Annotated in this window: 13 protein-coding genes; 9 read left to right on the top strand and 4 right to left on the bottom strand. The window is 55.0% G+C overall.

Features of this window, described 5'->3' with window-relative positions; translation table 11 throughout:
• Positions 1–217: 217 nt before the first annotated feature.
• Both rpmB and QEH59_RS14295 read right to left on the bottom strand, forming a co-directional pair.
• Positions 218–448: a 50S ribosomal protein L28 gene (gene rpmB / locus QEH59_RS14300; RefSeq protein ID WP_308986059.1), complete on the bottom strand. Its 231-nt coding sequence runs from the start codon at positions 446–448 to the stop codon at positions 218–220.
• A 100-nt stretch (positions 449–548) separates the two neighbouring features.
• Complete coding sequence (locus QEH59_RS14295; protein ID WP_308986058.1) at positions 549–1,544, bottom strand: SAM-dependent methyltransferase; 996 nt, start codon at positions 1,542–1,544, stop codon at positions 549–551.
• 113 nt (positions 1,545–1,657) lie between these two features.
• Between QEH59_RS14295 and tsaD the strand changes: the two genes are divergently transcribed.
• The 8 genes from tsaD to QEH59_RS14255 all read left to right on the top strand — a co-directional run bounded on the left by tsaD (position 1,658) and on the right by QEH59_RS14255 (position 11,858).
• Positions 1,658–2,686, top strand: a complete 1,029-nt coding sequence (gene tsaD / locus QEH59_RS14290) for a tRNA (adenosine(37)-N6)-threonylcarbamoyltransferase complex transferase subunit TsaD (protein ID WP_308986057.1) — start codon at positions 1,658–1,660, stop codon at positions 2,684–2,686.
• 79 nt (positions 2,687–2,765) lie between these two features.
• On the top strand, positions 2,766–4,031 hold the full coding sequence (murD, locus tag QEH59_RS14285; RefSeq protein WP_308986056.1) for a UDP-N-acetylmuramoyl-L-alanine--D-glutamate ligase: 1,266 nt from the start codon (positions 2,766–2,768) through the stop codon (positions 4,029–4,031).
• A gap of 34 nt (positions 4,032–4,065) precedes the next feature.
• A complete protein-coding gene (locus QEH59_RS14280) occupies positions 4,066–5,349 on the top strand; it encodes a LysM peptidoglycan-binding domain-containing protein (protein ID WP_308986055.1) in 1,284 nt (427 codons plus the stop codon).
• A gap of 48 nt (positions 5,350–5,397) precedes the next feature.
• Positions 5,398–6,540, top strand: coding sequence for an FtsW/RodA/SpoVE family cell cycle protein (locus QEH59_RS14275; RefSeq protein ID WP_308986054.1), 1,143 nt, complete (start codon positions 5,398–5,400; stop codon positions 6,538–6,540).
• Entirely contained in the window at positions 6,537–7,664 is a 1,128-nt protein-coding gene (locus QEH59_RS14270) for a UDP-N-acetylglucosamine--N-acetylmuramyl-(pentapeptide) pyrophosphoryl-undecaprenol N-acetylglucosamine transferase (RefSeq protein ID WP_308986053.1), read from the top strand. The genes QEH59_RS14275 and QEH59_RS14270 overlap by 4 nt, the downstream gene beginning before the upstream one ends.
• Positions 7,661–10,000 carry a UDP-N-acetylmuramate dehydrogenase gene (murB, locus tag QEH59_RS14265; RefSeq protein WP_308986052.1) on the top strand — a complete coding sequence of 780 codons (2,340 nt, stop codon included), beginning with the start codon at positions 7,661–7,663 and terminating at the stop codon, positions 9,998–10,000. The genes QEH59_RS14270 and murB overlap by 4 nt, the downstream gene beginning before the upstream one ends.
• Positions 9,997–10,923 (top strand): D-alanine--D-alanine ligase family protein, encoded by a 927-nt coding sequence (locus QEH59_RS14260; RefSeq protein ID WP_308986051.1) that lies wholly within the window; start codon positions 9,997–9,999, stop codon positions 10,921–10,923. Before murB ends, QEH59_RS14260 begins: the two co-directional genes overlap by 4 nt.
• Positions 10,920–11,858 carry a cell division protein FtsQ/DivIB gene (locus QEH59_RS14255; protein WP_308986050.1) on the top strand — a complete coding sequence of 313 codons (939 nt, stop codon included), beginning with the start codon at positions 10,920–10,922 and terminating at the stop codon, positions 11,856–11,858. Before QEH59_RS14260 ends, QEH59_RS14255 begins: the two co-directional genes overlap by 4 nt.
• A 148-nt stretch (positions 11,859–12,006) precedes the next feature.
• Here QEH59_RS14255 and QEH59_RS14250 read toward each other — a convergent pair whose 3' ends face one another.
• Together QEH59_RS14250 and QEH59_RS14245 are read right to left on the bottom strand one after the other, a co-directional pair.
• A complete protein-coding gene (locus QEH59_RS14250; protein ID WP_308986049.1) occupies positions 12,007–12,615 on the bottom strand; it encodes a hypothetical protein in 609 nt (202 codons plus the stop codon).
• Between the two features lie 73 nt (positions 12,616–12,688).
• Positions 12,689–13,801: a lactonase family protein gene (locus QEH59_RS14245; RefSeq protein WP_308986048.1), complete on the bottom strand. Its 1,113-nt coding sequence runs from the start codon at positions 13,799–13,801 to the stop codon at positions 12,689–12,691.
• 667 nt (positions 13,802–14,468) lie between these two features.
• On the opposite strand from QEH59_RS14245, the gene QEH59_RS14240 reads away from it, so the two are divergent.
• A complete protein-coding gene (locus tag QEH59_RS14240; protein WP_308986047.1) occupies positions 14,469–19,886 on the top strand; it encodes a choice-of-anchor I family protein in 5,418 nt (1,805 codons plus the stop codon).
• Positions 19,887–19,907 lie beyond the last annotated feature (21 nt).

Genomic DNA, 19,907 nt, shown 5'->3' with positions numbered 1-19,907 from the left:
TGCGTAGCCTCGAAACTAAGTTTCGGGGACGATCGGCATCGCCCCGGTTCAGAGAATCTATCTCTAAAAAAATGCGTGAGAGTCAGTAATCATTCTGCTCCCCAATCATTCTGCGGAATTGCGTGTTTTGCCAATTGAGGATGAACCAAAAAAAGCCCCGGCGAACCGGGGCTTTAAAAAGTTTGTTATAGAAAGTTTATAGCTGATTGCGAAGGCTTTAGGCCTTGGTTACCAAGCCTGCCTTGATCGCCTTGACGGAGACCCACATGCGCTTCACTTCGCCGCTAGGCAATTTGACGCGAATGCGCTGAACATTTGGACGGAATTTCCGACGTGTGTTCTTGACGAGCGATGTACCGATACCACCGCTTTTCTTGGTGAGACCTTTACGGATGATACGGCCTCCTTTTACGGGGCGTTTTCCTGTGATTGCGCAAATACGTGACATGAGAGTTCCTTCGTTGAAAAATTGAAAGGCTGGAAGGTAGGGGGGATTGGCAAGCTAGCAAGTGTTTTTTCGAGAAATTTTTGAGAGTGGATTTTAGGACTCAATTCCTTCTCAGCCCCCATAATACCTGGAAGCGCTGTCCCATGTTGGCGGGGTGAATCAATTCCATTAAGGTTTGGCGGTCGTGACTGAAGTGCCCGGCACTGTTTGAGACGATGCTCTCGGCGGCTCTTTGGGCTCGCTTGACCAGGAAGGATTCTTGACTTTCCAGCACCACGGATTGTAGCCCTGCGGACTGCATTTGTGCCTGTAGTGGGGTCCAATTTATGTCGCAGGTGATATCGCAGTGGCCCGGCGCTTCGAGTAGATTGTTGCCTTGGCTGTGCTGTCGATAGGTGCGTGCCGTCCCGGAAGGGTGGTCCTGGAGCAGTGAGGTCCAGGTGCGTCCGTAGTCGAATAAAAGCAATAGCCCCTGCCAGTCTTGGGCCAGTAGCTCGGCGAGTGCGGCCTCCGCATCCAGTGGCAAGTCGAGTTCGTAGCCATCTTCAATCTGGGCGGGAAGGGACTCGGCCACTGCTGCCACGGCTGGCGTCCATTGATCGAGTAAAACTTCGACTAATTGGCCGTCGCAGTTGAGCCCGACTCCACGTTCGCGCCAGCTGCCATCGCGGAAGATGAGGCGGTGGAAGGGGAGCGCGTCGAGCCATTCGTTGGCAAAAATGACGACCTGGCCGCTGGGCTGAATTGCTTCGCCTTGGCGGATGACTTGTTCTGTGGCAAAGGGGTGATTTTCTAGATGGCTGAGAAGTGAGGTGCCTGGTTCCGCTGCAATTTCGACGAAGTTGGTTGCTGCGGCCTGCTGGGGCGACAGCAGGTCGGCTGCCGCTGTGGTGACCAGTGTGGCGAACACGCGCCCCAGGCTTTCCGCGGTGTAAAAGTCACGCTTGGCACTGCGACCGACCCGTTCTTTCGCCTGTTGGTAGTAGCCACCGTGCGTACTATAGAGTGCGATCTCTATAAAGTCGCGATAACTGATGGGGGCAGTTTGGCAGCGCGTGCGTAGTTGTGCTTCAACGGTAGTGTGAGTCTCTTTCATGGGCAGCTGGCCTATGTAGGCTATTCTGGCCGATGAGGAAACCTCTAAACGCTGAATTTCTCACGCTGTGCTTAAATGCTTGAGGCGGCGCAGCAGGAGCATACTTAAAGTGCATGATTCTGGCGATAGAAAGTTCTTGTGATGAGTCGGCACTGGCTCGCTTTGATCCCACGCGTGGTATGGCGGGGGAGTGGGTGCATAGTCAGATTGACTTGCATAAGGAATACGGCGGCGTCGTTCCGGACCTCGCCAGCCGGGAGCACTTAAAGAATTTTTTTCCATTGCTGGAGGCAGCTGGCTTGAGTGCGGAGCCCGGTGAGCTGCGTCAGATCGCGGTCACGCATGGTCCGGGGCTGGCGGGGTGCCTGGCTCTGGGCATTGCGTTTGCACGTAGTCTCGGGCTGGCCTGGAACCTGCCCGTGGTGGGAGTCAATCATTTGCGCGGGCACGCTTATTCGCCCTTTATCGACTTACACCAACGTGCTCCAGAGGCTTATCCGCAGGCTTTTGCCGAGTTGTTGCCCCATCTTGGGCTGATTGTCTCTGGAGGCAATACCATCCTCTTTCAGATCGATACGTCTCAGGAACTGACTGTGTTGGCGGAAACGGTCGACGATGCGGCTGGCGAGGCCTTGGATAAGGGGGCTAAGTTGCTTGGTTTACCGTATCCCGGGGGACCGCAGGTCGAACGCATTGCCCAGAACGGCAATGCTAAGGTCTACGCCTTTCCCAAGGCAATTGCGCCGCGCAATGAACGGCGGTTTAGCTTTTCCGGACTCAAAACCAGTTTGCGCTATCGCTTGGAAAAAATGAGCGATGCCGAGCTCGAGGGAGCCTTGCCGGATATCTGCGCAGGCTATCAGGGGGCCGTTATCGATCAGTTGGTGGGGAAGACCAAACACCTGATTCAGGCTGGGGGATATCGCAGCCTCGGACTTTCTGGAGGAGTTTCCAATAATCAGGCACTGCGAGCGGCGATGCAAGGTCTAGCGCAGCGTCACCGCATGCCCTGTCTGATTGCGCAGCCTCAACATACCGGGGATAATGCCGCCATGATCGCTTTCGCCGCTTTTGCAGATCCTTCCGGTCTCGCTTCCGAGCCCTTTAGTATTCAGCCTGCCTTGCGTTTGGCAGTTTCATAGTTTTTCTGTTAATAACTATTTTGCTAATTTTAGCAACGTGCTGTTGCTAATTCCTGATTTCGCTACACAACTCTGTTGAATGTCCAAACCCTATGCTATATTTGGAGCCGGTCTGAGTGGTCAGGCGGCCCGTCGACTTGCGCACTCGCAAGGTATTGAGACTGTATTGATCGATGAGGCAGGTCAAGGAGATCGCAGTCATTTTGAGGCTGCCGATTTGGCAGACTTCGGGGCATTGATTTTTAGCCCTGGTTTTGCGCAGGATCATCCCTGGCGTGTGCTGGCTGCGGAGTCTGATGTCGCTTGTTGGAGTGAAATGGCCTTTGCGGCACGTTATTGGCAGGGGGCGATGATCGCCGTTACTGGCACCAATGGTAAGAGCACCCTGACAGCCTTGTTGGATACCGCTCTGCGGCTTGGGGGCTATGACAGTGTGGCTGCGGGAAATATTGGTTATCCGTTATCGGATGCGGCACTTTCGGCATCCAATCGTCCGGGGAGTTATGCGGTGTTGGAAATTAGCTCCTTTCAAGCCGAGTTAGTCGAGGGCATGCAGTTGGATGCCTTGGTTTGGACTAATTTTGCGGAAGATCATTTGGATCGTTACGCCAACATATCAGACTATTTTGATGCTAAGGCTAATCTCTTTGATTGTTTGAAGCCTGGCGCGGCCTGTGTCGTCGGTGCTCAGGTGGCGGATTGGATGGAGCGAATGCAGCGCCCATTCGAGGCTTCCACTATTGCGATTGAGGATGCCACGCTGGTCTTGCAGCTCGCTTCGGATTCAGTCTTTCACTGCTTTCCCAGTTCCGAGAATTTTTCTTTGGCAGCCGAACTTTGGTGGTGGTTGGAGATGCCCACCAGTCAGCTGATTGCTGCGGCCAACACCTTTAAGTTGGCCCCGCATCGTCTGAGCGTGGTGTGCGAGCGGGAGGGCGTGCGCTTTTGGGACGACTCCAAGGCGACTAACTTTCATGCCACACTCGCAGCCTTGGAGGCGGTGCCGAGTCCCATCGTCTGGATTGGGGGCGGACGTGCGAAGGGGGGCGATGTCGACGCTTTTTGCCAGGATGTGGCCCTCTCGGTGGAGGCGGCGGTGGTGTATGGAGAGGTGGCCGAGCGCCTGGCCGCGGGCCTGCAAGCTTCACTGGGCTCAGTGCATGTGCATTCCCGCTTTGAAGATGCGGTGGTCGCCGCGGCGGAGTTGGCTAGTCGCATTCCCCGTGCAAATGTAGTGTTGAGCCCCGGCTTCTCTAGTTTTGATCAATATACCTCCTACGCTGAGCGTGGAAAAAGCTTCATCGATACGGTTTTAAGTTTGAAGAGAGCCCGTAAGCCTAGCTAGTGTGCTCGATTACAGGCATTATCTCCAATTTATCATGAAAGTAACAAAAGTTTTCGGTTGTGTTCTAGGTCTTCATTTCGGTGTGATCGCAGTCTTGTTGGTTCAGCCCGGTTGCCGCACCAAGCAACCGCCCACGCAAACTTACACTCAGGGGGCGACACAGGTCGGCCGCTCTGAGACTCTGGTGGGCGCTCCCGAGCGGACGCTGGCCTATAGCCAGGGCCCCACTATTAAGACCTCTGTCGCTGGTGCTTCGCGCCTGTCTGAAGGTCTGATTGAGGCCAAGCGCATTGAATCCGGTGAGAGCGCCAGCTTGGATGCTGCGTTTAACGCTGGTTTCGATGGCGACGGTTATGCACCTGCAAATTCCGGAAATGAGTTTGGCGAGTTTGATGATATTGCGCCCATCGCGCCGCTCTCCACCGGTGGTCAAACAGTGCAGGTCGCTGGCGATTCCTTCGAGAGCTATACAGTCAAGAAGGGCGACAATCTTTGGACCATCGCTAAACGCTACAATGTTTCCTTGAATGAACTCTATGCTGCCAACGGTCTGAATAAGAATTCTGTTCTAAAAATTGGTCAGCAATTACAAATTCCTGTGGAAGGCGGCACTGCAACCGTCAATACCGTGAGTGCCGACAGCTACCAGCCTAGTTCGTTTAATCAGGGCAGCACAAATTACACTGTCAAACGTGGCGATTCGCTCTCTAAGATCGCCAGTCAGCACGGCACAACGGTGCGTGCAATTAAAGCGGCTAATGGCATGACATCGGATCTTATCCGTGTGGGGGACACCCTGGTGCTCCCGGTCGCTGGCAGTGGCTCTTCCAGCAGCGGTTCTTCCAGCAGCGGCTCTGCTGCGCGCACACCTGCGCCGACCAGCCCAGTCACTTCTGCCAACACTGTCAGCAGCTCCGGTACGCGCACGCACACGGTGAAGTCTGGCGAGTTCCCTGCCACCATCGCTCGTAAATATGGCATGACTGCCGGGGAGCTACTCGCACTGAATGGCATCACCGATCCTCGCAAATTACAAGTCGGCCAAGTGTTGCAGGTCAGTGGTTCTGGTTCTGCCGCCAATGTGGATTCGCGCACGGAGACGGTTGTCAGTCCTACAGCTGCGCCTGTCACACGCCAGCCAGCTACGCCAACGATCACTCCCAGCGCTTCCGCCAGTCCCGGCAACACCACGACTGGTCCAGTTGAAATCACTGTGATCGAAGCAGATCCGCTGGTTGAGGGCGAGGTTTCTGAAATCGAAGCGGATGAGATGTTCGACGGTGCGGTGGAGATTCCTGTCATTCGCCTCGAGGAGTAGTTCGCTTCTCGATATACTTTAAAGCTCAGAGACACGACTTTATTCATAATGAGCGCCCGTACGGCTTCGCCTAATTCTTCGTGGCGTATTCCGCCGACAGGGCTTTTCATCATTTTCATTGTCATTGGCCTGACTTTCTTGGGGCTCGTCATTCTCTTTAGTGCGTCGCAATCGATGCACGACGACCCGACGGTGCTTTTGCGAAAGCAGTTAATTTGGCTCGGCGTGGCGACGGTGGCCGGGACTCTTGCGATGTTGGTGAATCTTGAAGCCCTGCGAGCTTACGCCTATGTGTTGGCAGGAATCGCGATACTCTTTCTGGGGCTGGTGCTGATTCCCGGCATCGGGGTGGAGGTGAATGGGGCTCGACGCTGGATGGATTTTGGTTTCATGCGTTTACAAGTTTCCGAAATCGGCAAGCTGGGCCTGCTTTTTGCGATGGCGCACTACCTCACCAGTCACCGGCGGGATTTAGGGCATTTGTTAAAGGGCTACCTCTATCCCTGTGCATTACTGGGGGTGTTTTGCGGCCTCATCATATTGGAACCAGACTTTGGTACCGCTTTTTTGTGTGGGGCAGTTGGTGGTTGTATGCTCTTTTTGGCAGGTGTGCGCCTGCGCTATTTGATCCCCACTGCATTGGTGGCACTGACCGGGTTTTCGGTGGCGGTGTATCTCGATCCAGTGCGCTTGCAGCGCATCACTTCTTTTCTGGATGTGGAGGGGAATCGCAGCGACAGTGCCTATCAACTTTGGCAAGGGATTCTCGCTTTTGGGGCGGGGGGGGTGCACGGCGTGGGCTTGGGCGCCGGGCGACAGCAGATGTCCTTCCTGCCGGAAGCACACACTGATTTTATTTTTGCAATTGTAGGTGAAGAGCTGGGATTGGTCTTCACCGCGGGAGTGGTGGTGCTCTTTATGACGCTCTTTTTTATCGGTATACTGCAGCTAAAGCGGGCACCTAATCTTTATCAGTACTTACTCGTGATGGGGGCCTTGCTTTTCGTCACTTTTCAAGCACTGATTAATATCGGAGTTGTCACCGGCTGTCTGCCCACCAAGGGTATGTCGCTGCCATTTATTTCTTACGGCGGTTCCAATCTTGTTTTCATGTTTGTACTCACTGGTATTATTCTTAACGGCTTCCGTTCCTGGGAGCTACCCGCGTTGCGGAGGCAGCGTGAGCTATGAGTAAAATTATTATCGCATGTGGCGGCACGGGCGGGCATCTGGCACCTGGTATCGCCGTGGCGGAAGTGCTGCAAGAGCGCGGGCATCAGTGTACCTTGCTGATCAGTCATAAACAGGTGGATTCTGCCCTGGTCGAGAAATATAGTCATCTTGATTTTGTGAAGAGTCCCGGTCGCGCCTTTGCGGGAGGGCTCTTACAGCGTATCGCTTTTCTCGTTAGTCTGGGGCAAAGTTTCTTTGCATCACGGCGTATGCTGCGTGATCAACAGCCGGATCTAGTCTTACTCTTTGGTGGTTTTCTATCCTTGGGGCTGGGCTTAGCGGCGCAGATCAAGGGCATCCCGGTCGCTTTACACGAGGCGAATTGTGAGCCGGGCAAGGCGGTACGTGTGATTAAGCACCTTGCCACGCGCGTCTATTTACCGGATGGGGTGCGTCTGCGCGGTGTGCCGCCGGAGTGCATCCGCTATTTTGGTTATCCAGTGCGCAAGGAGATTAAGCACGCCCTCAAGGCCGATGCCTGGAAGCGCCTGGGGATTCAAGTGCCGAATAAATTATTGGTCATCGTAGGCGGTAGCCAAGGGGCTAATTCTTTGAATAATTGGGTGACCCAGAATTTCGCAGTCTTAGCCAAGGCAGGTATTTCGGTGTACTGTGTCACTGGACTGGGGAACAGCTCCGCGGGCACATTGCATGAAATCGGTAAGGGGGGCGTCGATATCACGGCTACATTGGTACCGTTTTCCGGCCAGATGGGCGATGTGATTTCAGCCGCGGACCTGGTGGTCTCGCGCGCTGGTGCTGGCTCGATCGCAGAGATCATTCGTTGTCGCGCTCCATCGATCCTGGTGCCATATCCCTTTGCTGCAGATGATCATCAGCAGGCGAATGCCCTGGCGCATGAGCAACATGGAGCAGGGGTTTTATTGCCGCAGAGTCGCTTGGATGAGCTCACCGCGGAGGTGATCGAACTGATGTTTAACGATTGGTTACTGGCAAAATTTAAGTCCAACCTGGAGCGACTGGATCGTTTTGAATCCAGTGAACGCATCGTCGACGACTTACTTGCGCTCTGCGATGCACAGCGTATTGCCAATGCCGAAAAGCTGGAGCCGGTGACGTGATCGACGCGACGCAGAACTATTTATTCATTGGTGCGGGCGGTATGGGCATGGCCCCGCTGGCTTGCTGGATGTCGCAGGCGGGGCACCGGGTATGCGGCTATGATGCACACTTGCAGGAACGAGTGCGGCATTGGCTGGTGTCCGCAGGAGTTCATTTGGAAGACTTTATCTTTCCCGAGCAGATTCAGCATTACAGCACTGTCGTCTATTCCAGTGCAGTCAGTCAGGCGCATCCCTTACTGGTCGCCGCTCGCGAGGCGGGGCTGCGCTGTGTGCGCCGCGGTGAGTTGCTGGCCGAGATCGCTGCTCACAAACGCTTTATCGCAGTGGTGGGAAGCCATGGGAAAACCACCACTTCGGGCATGATTGCACATGGTCTGCGCCGTTGTGGTATCGCGGCCGATTATATTTTGGGTGGTCTCTCTGCGGACCCCACGATGGCGCCCGCCCGTGCCTCCGACTGTGAATGGCTGGTGGCCGAAGTGGATGAGAGTGACGGCACTATCGATGGCTTTGCCCCTGCCGTGACGCTGGTGCTGAATGTGGACTGGGATCATGCTGACCGCTATGGAGATGCCGCCAAGCTGGATGCAGCTTTTGTCGGACTGCTCAACCGCACTCGAGATACGGTATGGCTGCCGCAGTCCCTGCACCTGCAATCGAGTGGAGGGGCCGCAGTACATTATTTTGACGGTGCGGCCGAGTGGATGCAATTGGACTCGCCCCCACGTGGCCGCTTTAATCAGAAAAATGGAGATGCCGCTGCAGCGGTGCTTTCGCTGTTTGGGCAAGCGCTGCAAGCCGATACACTGGCATCCTTTCCGGGCATGGCACGCCGTCAATCGCTGCTTTATCGTGATCAGCAGCTCAGTATTGTGGAAGACTACGCCCACCATCCCACAGAAGTGGACGCCTTGATCGAATGTCTCCGTGGCAACGAGCCGGAGCGGCGTCTGGTGGTGGTTTTTCAGCCACATCGATACTCGCGTACCCGGCAGTTTAAGCATGCCTTTGCCCAGTCACTGCAGGCGGCGGATGAGGTGTATCTACTGCCGGTCTACGCAGCCCATGAGTCCGTCTTGCCAGGCGGCGCCACCTCGGATCTGGCCGCAGCCTTTAGCCACGTTGCTCCAGTGCAGTTGGAGATGTCGCTGGCCGGTGTGCAAGATTTGGCTGCTGCTATCGGGACGGCCCCCACACAATTAGCCTTTGTCGGGGCTGGCGATATTGAGGAGTTTGCCGGGGCCTTTAGCAGTTGGATTGGCGCGCAGCGGACGCCGGCTTTGACGGCGAGCCCGACCGGGCAGTCTGTGAGCGGGGATGTGCCGTCCAGTCCGCCGTCCGCGGCTGGGTCGATCGCAGAGCGGGCGGTTGCTCGCGCACAGCCAAGGCGCTTGCTCGATCGAGCGGCAATGGATTATTTGCGGGCGCGCCTTTCACCTGATTGCCGACTCAAGTGCAATGAACCACTCGCCAACAAGACCACCATTCGTATTGGTGGAGCGGCCCGCTTGTATGCTGAGCCCGCCAACTTCAGCGATGTGCGCGTACTCTTACGCGCGGCAGAACTATTTCAGCTCGCAACCTTCTGCATCGGGCGTGGCTCCAATTTACTGGTCTCAGACCAGGGCTTCGACGGGCTAGTGATTCGTTTTTCGGCACCCGCTTGGCGACGTGTGGAGCCCTTGGGGCCAGATCGCATTTGGGCCGCGGCTGGCGGACGCTTAAAAGAGATTTGTGGCTTTGCCGCTAGACATGGCTTGGGTGGCTTTGAGTTCCTGGAAGGAATTCCCGGCGCAGTGGGGGGAGCCTTGCGTATGAATGCGGGCGCCATGGGGAGTTGGATGTTTGATGTGGTCGAGCGTGTGCAATTTATCGATGCGCAGGGACATTATCAGGATTGGCCACAGCAGGACTTTCACTTTGGCTATCGCAAGGTGGAGGAAATCAGTCGTGGGATCGCGCTCGGTGCGGTGCTGCGCAGTGTCGACTCCGATACTGAAACTGCCATCCGTGAGCGCATCGATAACTATTCTAGCTCGCGTAAGGAAAGTCAGCCGCGCGGTGCCAGTGCCGGCTGTATCTTTAAAAATCCAGAGGGGAATTACGCTGGTAAATTGATCGATGAGCTTGGTATCAAGGGGATGCGTGTGGGCGCCGCGGAGGTCTCCGATGTGCATGGCAATTTTATCGTCAACCACGGTGGGGCCACGGCCGCCGATGTCATTGAGCTGGTGCGTCGGGTGCGTCTTCAGGTGCAGACGGCGTCCGGTTATATTTTAGAACCCGAGGTCTTGCTAGTTGGGCAGTCTTGGGATGAAGTTCTGAGCGAATGATCCAATCTCCCAAAGTCATTGTCCTCTATGGAGGCGTCGGTTCTGAGCGCGAAGTTTCGTTGAAAAGTGGCGAAGCGGTTGCGCGTGCGCTGAGTGCTGGCTTTGCAGTGGAGGCCTGGGTGCTGGATGAGGCCTCCCTGCCGACTGCGCTGCGGGCCGAGCAACATATTGTATTTCCGGCCCTGCACGGCAGCTTTGGCGAAGACGGGCAGTTGCAAGCTTTACTCGAAGCCGCTGGCATTCATTATTGCGGCAGCGATGCCCGCAGCAGTCGGCTTTGCATGGATAAGGCGGCTACGAAGGCCATTGCCCGCGACTTACAAATCGCGGTGCCCGCTGCGATGACATTTGACGGCAGCGCGGCACCTTTGGCGGATACGGTGATTGAACGGCTGGGCGCTTCACTGGTGATTAAGCCCTCTGATCAAGGCAGCAGTGTCGGCCTGCATTTCACCGAGCACCGTTCTGCTTTAGGCGTGACGCTCGCAGGCATTCGCTCGGGCAACTGGTTAATCGAGCAGCGCATTCAAGGCCGCGAGCTCACGGTCGGCGTGTTGCAGGGGGCGGCCATGGGGATTGTCGAAATCGTCAGTCAGTCCGGCGTATACGATTATCAGGCCAAATACACGCCCGGGACGACGAGCTATCATTACCCCGCAGAGCTCCCACCCGCTGTGGAGGCACAGATTAAGGCGCAGGCGGAGCAACTCTTTGAGGCCTGCGATTGTCGTGACTTCGCGCGCATTGATTTTCTGCTGGCAGACACGTGCCCCTATTTTTTAGAAATCAACACCTTGCCCGGCTTGACCGCTACCAGTTTGTTGCCAAAGAGCGCCTCCTGTATCGGTTACGACTTTGAGCAATTGGCCGCAGCTTTGGTCGCCCCCGCATTTGAACGTTTTCGAGCAGGAGGTGAGCGATGATTGGAGGTAGCAAGCACAAGGGCAGTACCTCCGCGGGCGACGAGCAGAGCTGGCGCAGTCTGCCCGGTGGACAACGGCGCACCCGAATCAAGTCGCCGCAGGCGCGTAAGCGGCGTCAAACACAGTTGCTGAAATTATTTGTCGTCTTCTTCGTGTTTTTTTTCAGTATTGGACTCCTCATTTGGGGGATCGTCGCCCTGAAAAATCGCGAAGAGCCGATCCAGATCGCCACGCCCTCCAAGCCAGTGGAAAAGGTCTTGTTCGATACCAATGGTGTCTTGCCACCTTCTTGGTTGGGCACAGTGATCGAGTTGCGGCGTGATACCACCATGATGGAGATTGATATCCATCACATGAAGCAGCAACTCGAAGCGCACGGTCAGGTTAAATCCGCCTCCGTGCAGCGTTTGTTTCCCAATGCTTTAAAGATCGAGGTGCAGGAGCACGAGCCCGTCTTGCGTATGCGTGTGATGGGCCCCAAGGAGCGGCCCGAGCTTCGCATCGTCTCACGCGCCGGCACCATTTATAAAGGCGTGGGCTATCCCCGTGCCACGCTGAGTCAGCTGCCCTATGTTGTACCTTATCGTCATCCCGAAGGTGGCTTTAAACCCCTGCGGGGCATCGATCAGGTTGCGGACTTACTCGAAGTCACACGTCGCACCCAACCCAATTTTTACCGAACCTGGCAGCTTGTATCGCTCGAGCATTATTCCGGCGATCCGGATTTGCCGGGGCAAGTCATCGAGGTGCGCACCTCAATGGTGCCACGAATCATTTTTGGCTTCAACACCAGCTTCGAGCAGCAACTCGATCGCTTAGCTGTGATCTTAAATTACGTGCAAACCCGCGGCAACCCTGCTGTCAAACGCATCGATCTTTCCTTGCACGGCTCCGCCGCCGTCCAATTCGAGAGCGGCCGCATCAGCACTTTCTAGCAGTGCCGAAACACCATTGAACCGAACTTGATTGCATGCAGGGGCAGCGTGAGCGCTTCAGTGCTTCCAAGCTCCCCGGTTTTGAGAACCGGCCACTCAAAGTGAGAAATTATCGGAAGGTCCAATTTTGAATGAGAACCGAGGACTGCTAGTCGAGCAAAAGATCCATACTTAATTCTCCTATGGGGCTGCCCTTTCTGTAGTGCTGAGTGCTTATTTTGCGTTGCTCTCGGCTTTTGGGGCCGGGGGCTGTTTCGCTGTTACGTAGGCGCTGATTGAGTCTGAGCGGAATCGTGACCGGACCGCTCACCAGTTGCTCGCTGTCGAGGTCGATGCCGCCGCTTGCAATGAATTGCGGCTCATCCTCGGCGATCCGATCCGCGAGCTGATCCGTTCCGCTTTCCATCAGATCTTCGAGCACGGCATGCGATAACCATGCCGATCGCAACAGCTCGGAAGTGGATTCGATGCCAGTTGACAATAATTGACGCGCAAATTGGGTCCATTCGGAATGCTTTAATGGTCGCGTGACACTCACCTTCAGGCCTACTAAGCCGTCGACTTTTTCTTTGAAGATTCCTTTCTCATAAAAGGGGGCACGTGCCAAACTGCGGTGCCCCCGGTTGATTCGAAGCTCTTTCAGTGCCACCTTGCGGGCGATCCCATTACGCGGTAAAATGAGTTCAGTGAGTAGAATGCACTCTCCAGTTTGTTGTAAGGGGCTGTCGAAATGTAGAGTATTTAGACTAATTATCATAAGGTTTGATACCTATTGATAAATAATTATGCAAACGTGTTTTTATTCTGGGTTGTTCGACTGCTTTACCGGTTTAATCATTCAATACTATACAGATCGCATTGGGCACATTAATAATGCGTTTGCCTGAGTAGCTGAGCATTCCAGTTGCCGTATCGATTTCTAGGACAGTGACGGTATTTGAGTGGGCTCCGGCAGCGAGTAACCAACGTCCACTGGAGTCTAAATTGATACTGCGCGGCCAGGCTCCACGAATGGGTTCGATATCAATTACCGACAGCTGTCCGTCGTCTGGGGATACGCGAAAGCTGGTCACACTATCGTGCCCGCGATTCGCGGCATAGACATAGAGTCCATTGGGATGCACCAGGATCTCAGAGCCCGCATTGATCGCCTCTTGCGCCTGCAACTCAGGACTGAGGCTGGGGGTTGTCGACAGGCGTTCGCTTTGGCCAGTCCTGGCTTGATAATCGAAGGTTGAGACTGAAAGACTGAGCTCGTTTAATAAAAAAATAAATTGGCCGTCGACGGAGAATTTCATATGCCGTGGGCCAGCTCCAGCAGGTGCTTGCGCGTATCCGATCTTGTGGATTGAAACTGGTTGGAGTTGTACTTGATAAATGATGATTTGATCCAGCCCCAAGTCCGGCACGAAGGCGAAGCGTCCATCTGGGGCAAAGCCTGTCCAGTGGGGATGTGCTGATTGCTGTCGTTTGCCGGCAACTCCTGAACCGCCTTGGTGCTGAATTACTTGCTTGCAGGGCTCGAGAGTGCCGTCGGCATTGATCGGGAAGAGCGCCACCGTTCCGGCCCCGTACTGTGCGGTCAGTAACAGTCGACCGGACGGATGCACACTGATGTGCGCAGCAGCTCCGTCCGGAATCGCTTGTGATTGAAGTTCGGTTAAGGCGCCGTCAGGCGCGAGCGCGTAAGCGATTACCGACGCTTTTCCTTGTAATTGAGCCACTGCATAGAGGTGGCGACGATTCGGGTGGAAGGCTAGAAACTCGGGCGACTGCACCTGTGCAACTAAGCTTGCTGCGGTGAGGGTGCCGGTTTCCGTATTTAATTTCGAGTGGTAGATTCCCGCGGCTTCGCCGCCTCCAGTGCCAAAATACACATCCACGGTGTTCGCCGATAGAAACGTAGCGGTAAAGGTCAGTAGAAGCGTGAGACTGTATTTCATAGTTAGAGATAGGCTTGAGCTGAGAGCTTTATAAAGACACCAAATTAGAATAGGTAAAATCATTTAAATTTGAAGGTTCAATTTTGCAGAATGATGAGGGCGCAGAATGATTACTGACTCGGATGTATTTTTAGGGTAGCCTCGGTTCTTCGAACCGGGGAGCATATTACCACTTCTAAGAATATATGCTCTATAAGCTTGGCCTTAGCGTAGCCTCGAAACTTTGTTTCGGGGAGGGATTAACGTCGCCCCGGTTCCGAGAACCGAGGTTACATCGCCCCGGTTCCGAGAACCGAGGTTACATCGCCCCGGTTCCGAGAACCGAGGTTACATCGCCCCGGTTCCGAGAACCGAGGTTACAAAAGATATATCTATTAGGACCAAACTTTTTTCGAATTGGTATTACTGTTAATATTGAGGAGAGGTGACGGCTTGTCTTCGCGTTTTGACAATGTCGCGTGGTTGTAACTGTGTCCCCGTAAATTTACACGTGAACGTTTGTTTTTTGTGCGCAAGCGACTTTGGATCAATGTGGTAGGGACCTCCTGCCCTCAGTCAGGCAGCTCATAAATCATACTATAACCATACTACTGAACGGCTACGCATGCGCTACAAATCATTCATCTCTAATTCGAGCTTCGCTGCTTTTCCTACTGGGAAAGTGCGAATGGCTCGTATCTCGGGCGATAGGAAATTATCGCTCTCCAGCATTGGTCTGGCTACGCTTTCTCTGTCTCTTGGTACGCTCACTGCCTCGGCTGCTTCCTGGAGCTATGGCGTGTTAACTGATACTCAGGGGGCTGCCGCTTATCCGGATGTCTCCACGCGCTTGATGGCGCCGGTGGTGGATCAATTCGTGAATGTCCACGGTGTCGATATGATTATCAGTGTCGGCGATTTGACGGACACGGGCACAGTTGAAGAAAATGCGCTGTGGCTGAGTGTGGCACAGCCGATCTACGACGCGGGCATCCCGATGTATATCCAGCGTGGTAATCACGACATTAAAGCGGAATCCACCAGCGCGGTGACCGACCCATTGTTCGGGCCAGTGGATGTTAACGATAGCACCATCTGGGATGCGCAATTTCCTTTGCCGACGAATCCTTTGTTAGTCGAAGGCCCGGGCACCTGTTATTATTTCATGTTCAACAACATGTTTGTGGTGTCGATGGATCTATACGGTGTGGCTCCCAGCGAGTTGATCGGTTGGTTGCAGTCGGTCGCTTTGCCGGCAGCGGCCGCATCCGGGGCAGACCACCGTGTGCTGGTGCAGCACGCGCCTTATTTTGGAAAGGGGCGCGATGGCATCTTTCAAGGCGCCAGTGGCGATCCTGAATTCGAATTGCAGTTGCTCAAAGGAATGGCGCAAGCGGGCATCGATACGATCTTAGTGGGCCACGATCATCAATACAGTCGTAGTGTTGCACTGGATACAGATGGCGAAGTGCTGCTAAACCATATTTTGGTCGGCTCCAATAGTGAGAAATATTACAACTTCGAAATGCCGGAGGGCGATAATGAGGGGCAGGTCGTACAAATGAACGGTCGTGTCAGTTATTGCGTGGTTGAAGTCGATGGTCCACAAATTGTGTTTAACCATTACAGCAGCGAGGCCCCGGATCCTTACACCACCGATGCATGGGTTCCCAACTGGGTGCTGTCGGATCGGTTGGTGTATTCCACGGAAGGGGATCGTTTCTTTGTTGCACCAAATGCGGACTATGCCGGCCTGACCAGCACTTCGCCCAATGGAACTCAGGTCGAAATCGTATCCGGCACTAATGACGTTTTTGAAAGTCAAATGACTGTGCCAGACGCGGGCGTCACACCTGAGCTGGTGGAGTTCGGTGCGCTGGTTGATTTCAGTTGGTTGGATGGTGCATCGGATCCACAGGTGATTGGAGACATCCTCGTTTTAGATGGTCTGGCGAATACACCTGATGGTGAAGAAAGTGAACTCTACCGCTTGGAAATGACGTACTCGGAAACGCCAGGTATCGATGAGTCGACTTTGACATTGGCTGTTTACGATCCCGTATCCGGCACATGGATGGATGCGCGCCTGGCTAATATATATGATAGTCCCACCGCAGCGGCCGCACTTGCAAGTGCAGGCGTGGATACCACTCAAAACAAAGTCTGGGCCGAGTTGAATCACAATGCCGATGGCGCGCGCTTCGCGGTCGTCAGCAATGCCGCTTCGCTCAATAGCCCCGTTCGCATGACTCGTTTGGGCGCTTACGAATCGGGCATCTTCGATGGCTCGGCCACTGAGATCCCCGCCTATGATGCGGCGACTCAGCGTGTGTTCGTCACGAATGCCCACGATCATTCAGTCGATATCATCGATCTGTCCAATCCAGCCACTCCGGTTAAGCTCGGAAGCTTGAGTTTCGCCGATATCGATGGCCAGGCTTACAGTCCTAACAGCGTTGCAGTTAAGAACGGTATTGTGGCTGTGGCCCTGCAAGCGGACACCGTCTACGAAACTGGGATCGTTGCATTCTACGATGCAGCCGCGAGTTTGAGTGAAGGTGCGGTGGCTCCGGTCGCAACGGCTGCAGCCGGCTACCTGCCTGATATGCTGACTTTTACTCCTGATGGACTCAAGGTGCTGGTCGCTAACGAGGGGGAGGCATCCAGCGCGCTCGCTGGTGGCACTCCGGACTTCAACCCGGAAGGTTCCGTGACTATCATTCCACTTAGTGGTGCGGGTGCTTCGGTGACACCGGGCACGCCCGTTCAACTTGACTTCAGCGTATTCGAGCCAGGTGCTTCGCTGGCGCTGGGCGCAAGTCTGGCGGAGATCAAGGCTCCTGTGGATTTGAGCACGACTGCTAAGGTGCGCATTCACCCGAATGCCGCATCGGTCGCGCAAGACCTTGAGCCTGAATATATCGCAGTCGCACCTGATGGTGGCACCGCATACGTTGGCCTGCAGGAAAACAATGCGATCCTGTCCATCGACCTCGCGACAGATACCATTACGGGAATTTTCCCGCTGGGTGCGAAGAATCACTCACTGCTAGCCAATGCGCTGGATGCTGAGAAAAACGACGAGGAAGTGAACATCGTTCCTCAACCTTTCTTTGGTCTCTATATGCCCGACGCGATGTCGGCTTACACGGTGAATGGACAGACTTACATCGTGACCGCCAATGAAGGCGATGGTCGCGATCCAGAGTTGTTCGGTGATTACCCGGGCAGTGGCCTGGGCGATGAGGCGGATCTGCAAGATGCGATTCTCGATGAAACCGTCTTCCCGAATCGCGACATCCTCACGGATGGTTCGGGCCTGGGTGATGTCGGCACCTTCTCCTTTGGTGGCGACTTGGACAATGACGGCGACGTGGATCAGATCCAGCTTGCGGGTGCGCGTTCCTTCTCGATCTGGAATGCATCGACCGGGGAACTGGTCTTTGATTCCGGCGGTGACTTTGAGCGCATCACGGCTCAGTTCCTGCCTGATCATTTCAATGCCAGCAATGACGGCAACGATATCGATGATCGTTCGGACAATAAGGGCCCCGAGCCAGAAGCCGTTCAATTAGCTGAAATCGGCGGACGTCAGATCGCCTTTGTCGGACTTGAGCGTGTGGGGGGTGTGATGATCTACGACATCACAGACCCAACTTCGCCGCTCTTTATCGATTACGTCAACGACCGCGATTTCACAGTCGATGCGGAGCAGTCCAGCGACATCGGTCCCGAAGGCTTCGCCTTTGTGCCTGCAGCAGAAAGTCCAAATGGTAAAGCACTGCTACTGGTCGCAAGCGAAGTCAGCGGATCGCTCACCGCCTATCAAATTGAGTTGGAAACCGACAGCACTTGGAATCTCACACTCTTACACCACAACGATGGTGAGTCCAAGTTACCGGAATACTCCAGTTCCTTTCCGGATTACGGCAACGTGGCTCGAATGAAGACCGCAATCGATGCCCACCGTAGCTTCTACCAATCCGTCGATCACGGCGTGGTGGTGGTTTATGCCGGTGATAGCTTCCTCGCGGGTAAACAGTTTCAAGCCAGCGTTGATAGCGAGCCACAGGTTTATTACGACGCACTGGCTCTGAGTCATATCGGTTACGATGCGATTGCAATTGGTAATCACGAGTTCGACTTCGGTCCCGAAGTGCTGGCTGCCTTCATCGAAGATGCGCAAACCACCAACGCGGTGCCTTACTTGAGCGCTAATCTCGATTTCACGGGCGAGCCTGCCCTGCAAGCCTTGGTCAACGCTGGGGATATTGTGAAAAGTAAAACCATCACCGTCAGCACCGCTCAGGGTGATAAGGTCATCGGGCTCATCGGTGCCACCACCGTAAACCTTCCCTTCGTTAGTTCGCCCGGGGCAGTCGTCGCCTCCGAAGTGGCTGCCGCGGTCAATGCCGAGGCAGCCTCGCTCGCGAGTTCGACCGACGCCATCATCCTGATCTCGCACCTGCAGGGTGTGGCCGAAGACGAGGCACTCGCCTCGCTGCTCTCTGCCGATGTCAATGCGATCATCGCCGGCGGCGGTGACGAGATTCTGGGCTCGACCGCGCTCTTGTCACCACGAGCAGTTTACGGAGCCTCCGCTCCGGGCAATGCGGCCGACAGTGGTCTGGTGCCCAGTGACAGTTATAACGAAGTGGGCCTGAGCTATCCGACTTACGCCAATGGTATCCCGATTGCAACGACTGGTGGTAACTACGGCTACCTAGGGCGCCTCACGCTACGCTTCGATGCAGACAATAACTTCCTCGGCGTCGATCTAAGCTCTGGCCCCGCAGTGATTGTGGCCGACAGCGTCGATGCGGAAAATGGTTATGCACTCGATCCCACTATCGAAAGCGAAGTCATCGATAAAGTCGTCGCCTTCACCTATGCGATCGATAGTGAAATCATTGGCTCCACCGACAGTCTGATTGTTGGTGGCACAGATACAGACCTCATTCGCTCACAAGAGCAAAATGGGGGCAACCTGGTCGCCGACGCACTGCTGGCTGCAGCCCAAGAACGTGCTGCCAGTTTCGATGTCAACCTGCCACAGATTGCGATCGCCAATGGCGGTGGCATTCGCTCCGACATCGCCGTGGGCGCTATCAGCGTGGGCGATACCTTCGATGTTTCCCCCTTCGGAAATTTCGTCTCGGTGGTGGAAAATGTCACGACGGCGGACCTCAAGCTAGTGCTTGAAAATGCCCTCTCACGCACCATCGACAACGATCCCGGCACCGGGGTGGATCCGCTACGTGTCGGTGATGGCACCGGCCGTTTCCCACAACTTGCAGGTATGACGGTGACCTACGACATTACCCGTCAGCCATTGGTATTGGACGGCGAGAATGAAGTCATCACTCAGCAAGGGCAACGCGTCATCGAAGCTCGCCTCAACGATGGCACAGCACTCATCATCGCAGGCATTCCCGTTCCCGGCACCACAGTGGATCTAGTCCTACCGTCTTTTAATGCAGACGGAGGCGATCAGTATTTCCGCTACGGCTTCGGCGCAGCTTCCTACACCAGTCAGGATTACATCAAAACCACGCTCGGCATCACCGACCAGCAGGCCTTGCAAAACTATATTGCAAGCTTCGCAATGGCCAAAGTCGATAGTGACGCCCGCTATGATTCGATTCCCGACGGTCGTGTGCTGGCGGTTTCCGACCGTGACAACGACGGCCTATCGGACGCCGAAGAAGCGCTCATCGGAACCAATCCCGACATCGCGGATCAAAGCGGCCCCGTCGCGGAGACCTACACCCAAGCGGGCAAGGATGCAGTGACCAGCAATCCCAGCCAGTATGATCTGTTCACACAGAGCGAGTTCAACGCGAATTATACCTCCGGCGAACAAAGCGTGCTCAGCGATCCCAGTGCATATGGTTTATCCGATGTGCCCGTCGCAGGTTTACGGATTGACGGTCAAGTCATGCAGCTCAACTCCGGGAGCCAGAGTGCGACCTTCGAAGTGCAGGTGCAAAGCACCACCGATCTGAATCAGCCCTTCACCAACGCAGGTGATACGGCAACCGTCACGCTCGACTTCTCCGAAGGCAGTCAGTTCATCCGCGTACAAGCGGTCGAACAAGCGCCTTAGTTCAGTTCCAATTAGGCAGAT

Source organism: Thalassobacterium sedimentorum, assembly GCF_031127905.1.
GTDB classification, from domain to species: domain Bacteria; phylum Verrucomicrobiota; class Verrucomicrobiia; order Opitutales; family Coraliomargaritaceae; genus Thalassobacterium; species Thalassobacterium sedimentorum.
The sequence above is the reverse complement of the archived record's forward strand: the minus strand, read 5'-3'. Positions and strand labels throughout refer to the sequence as shown.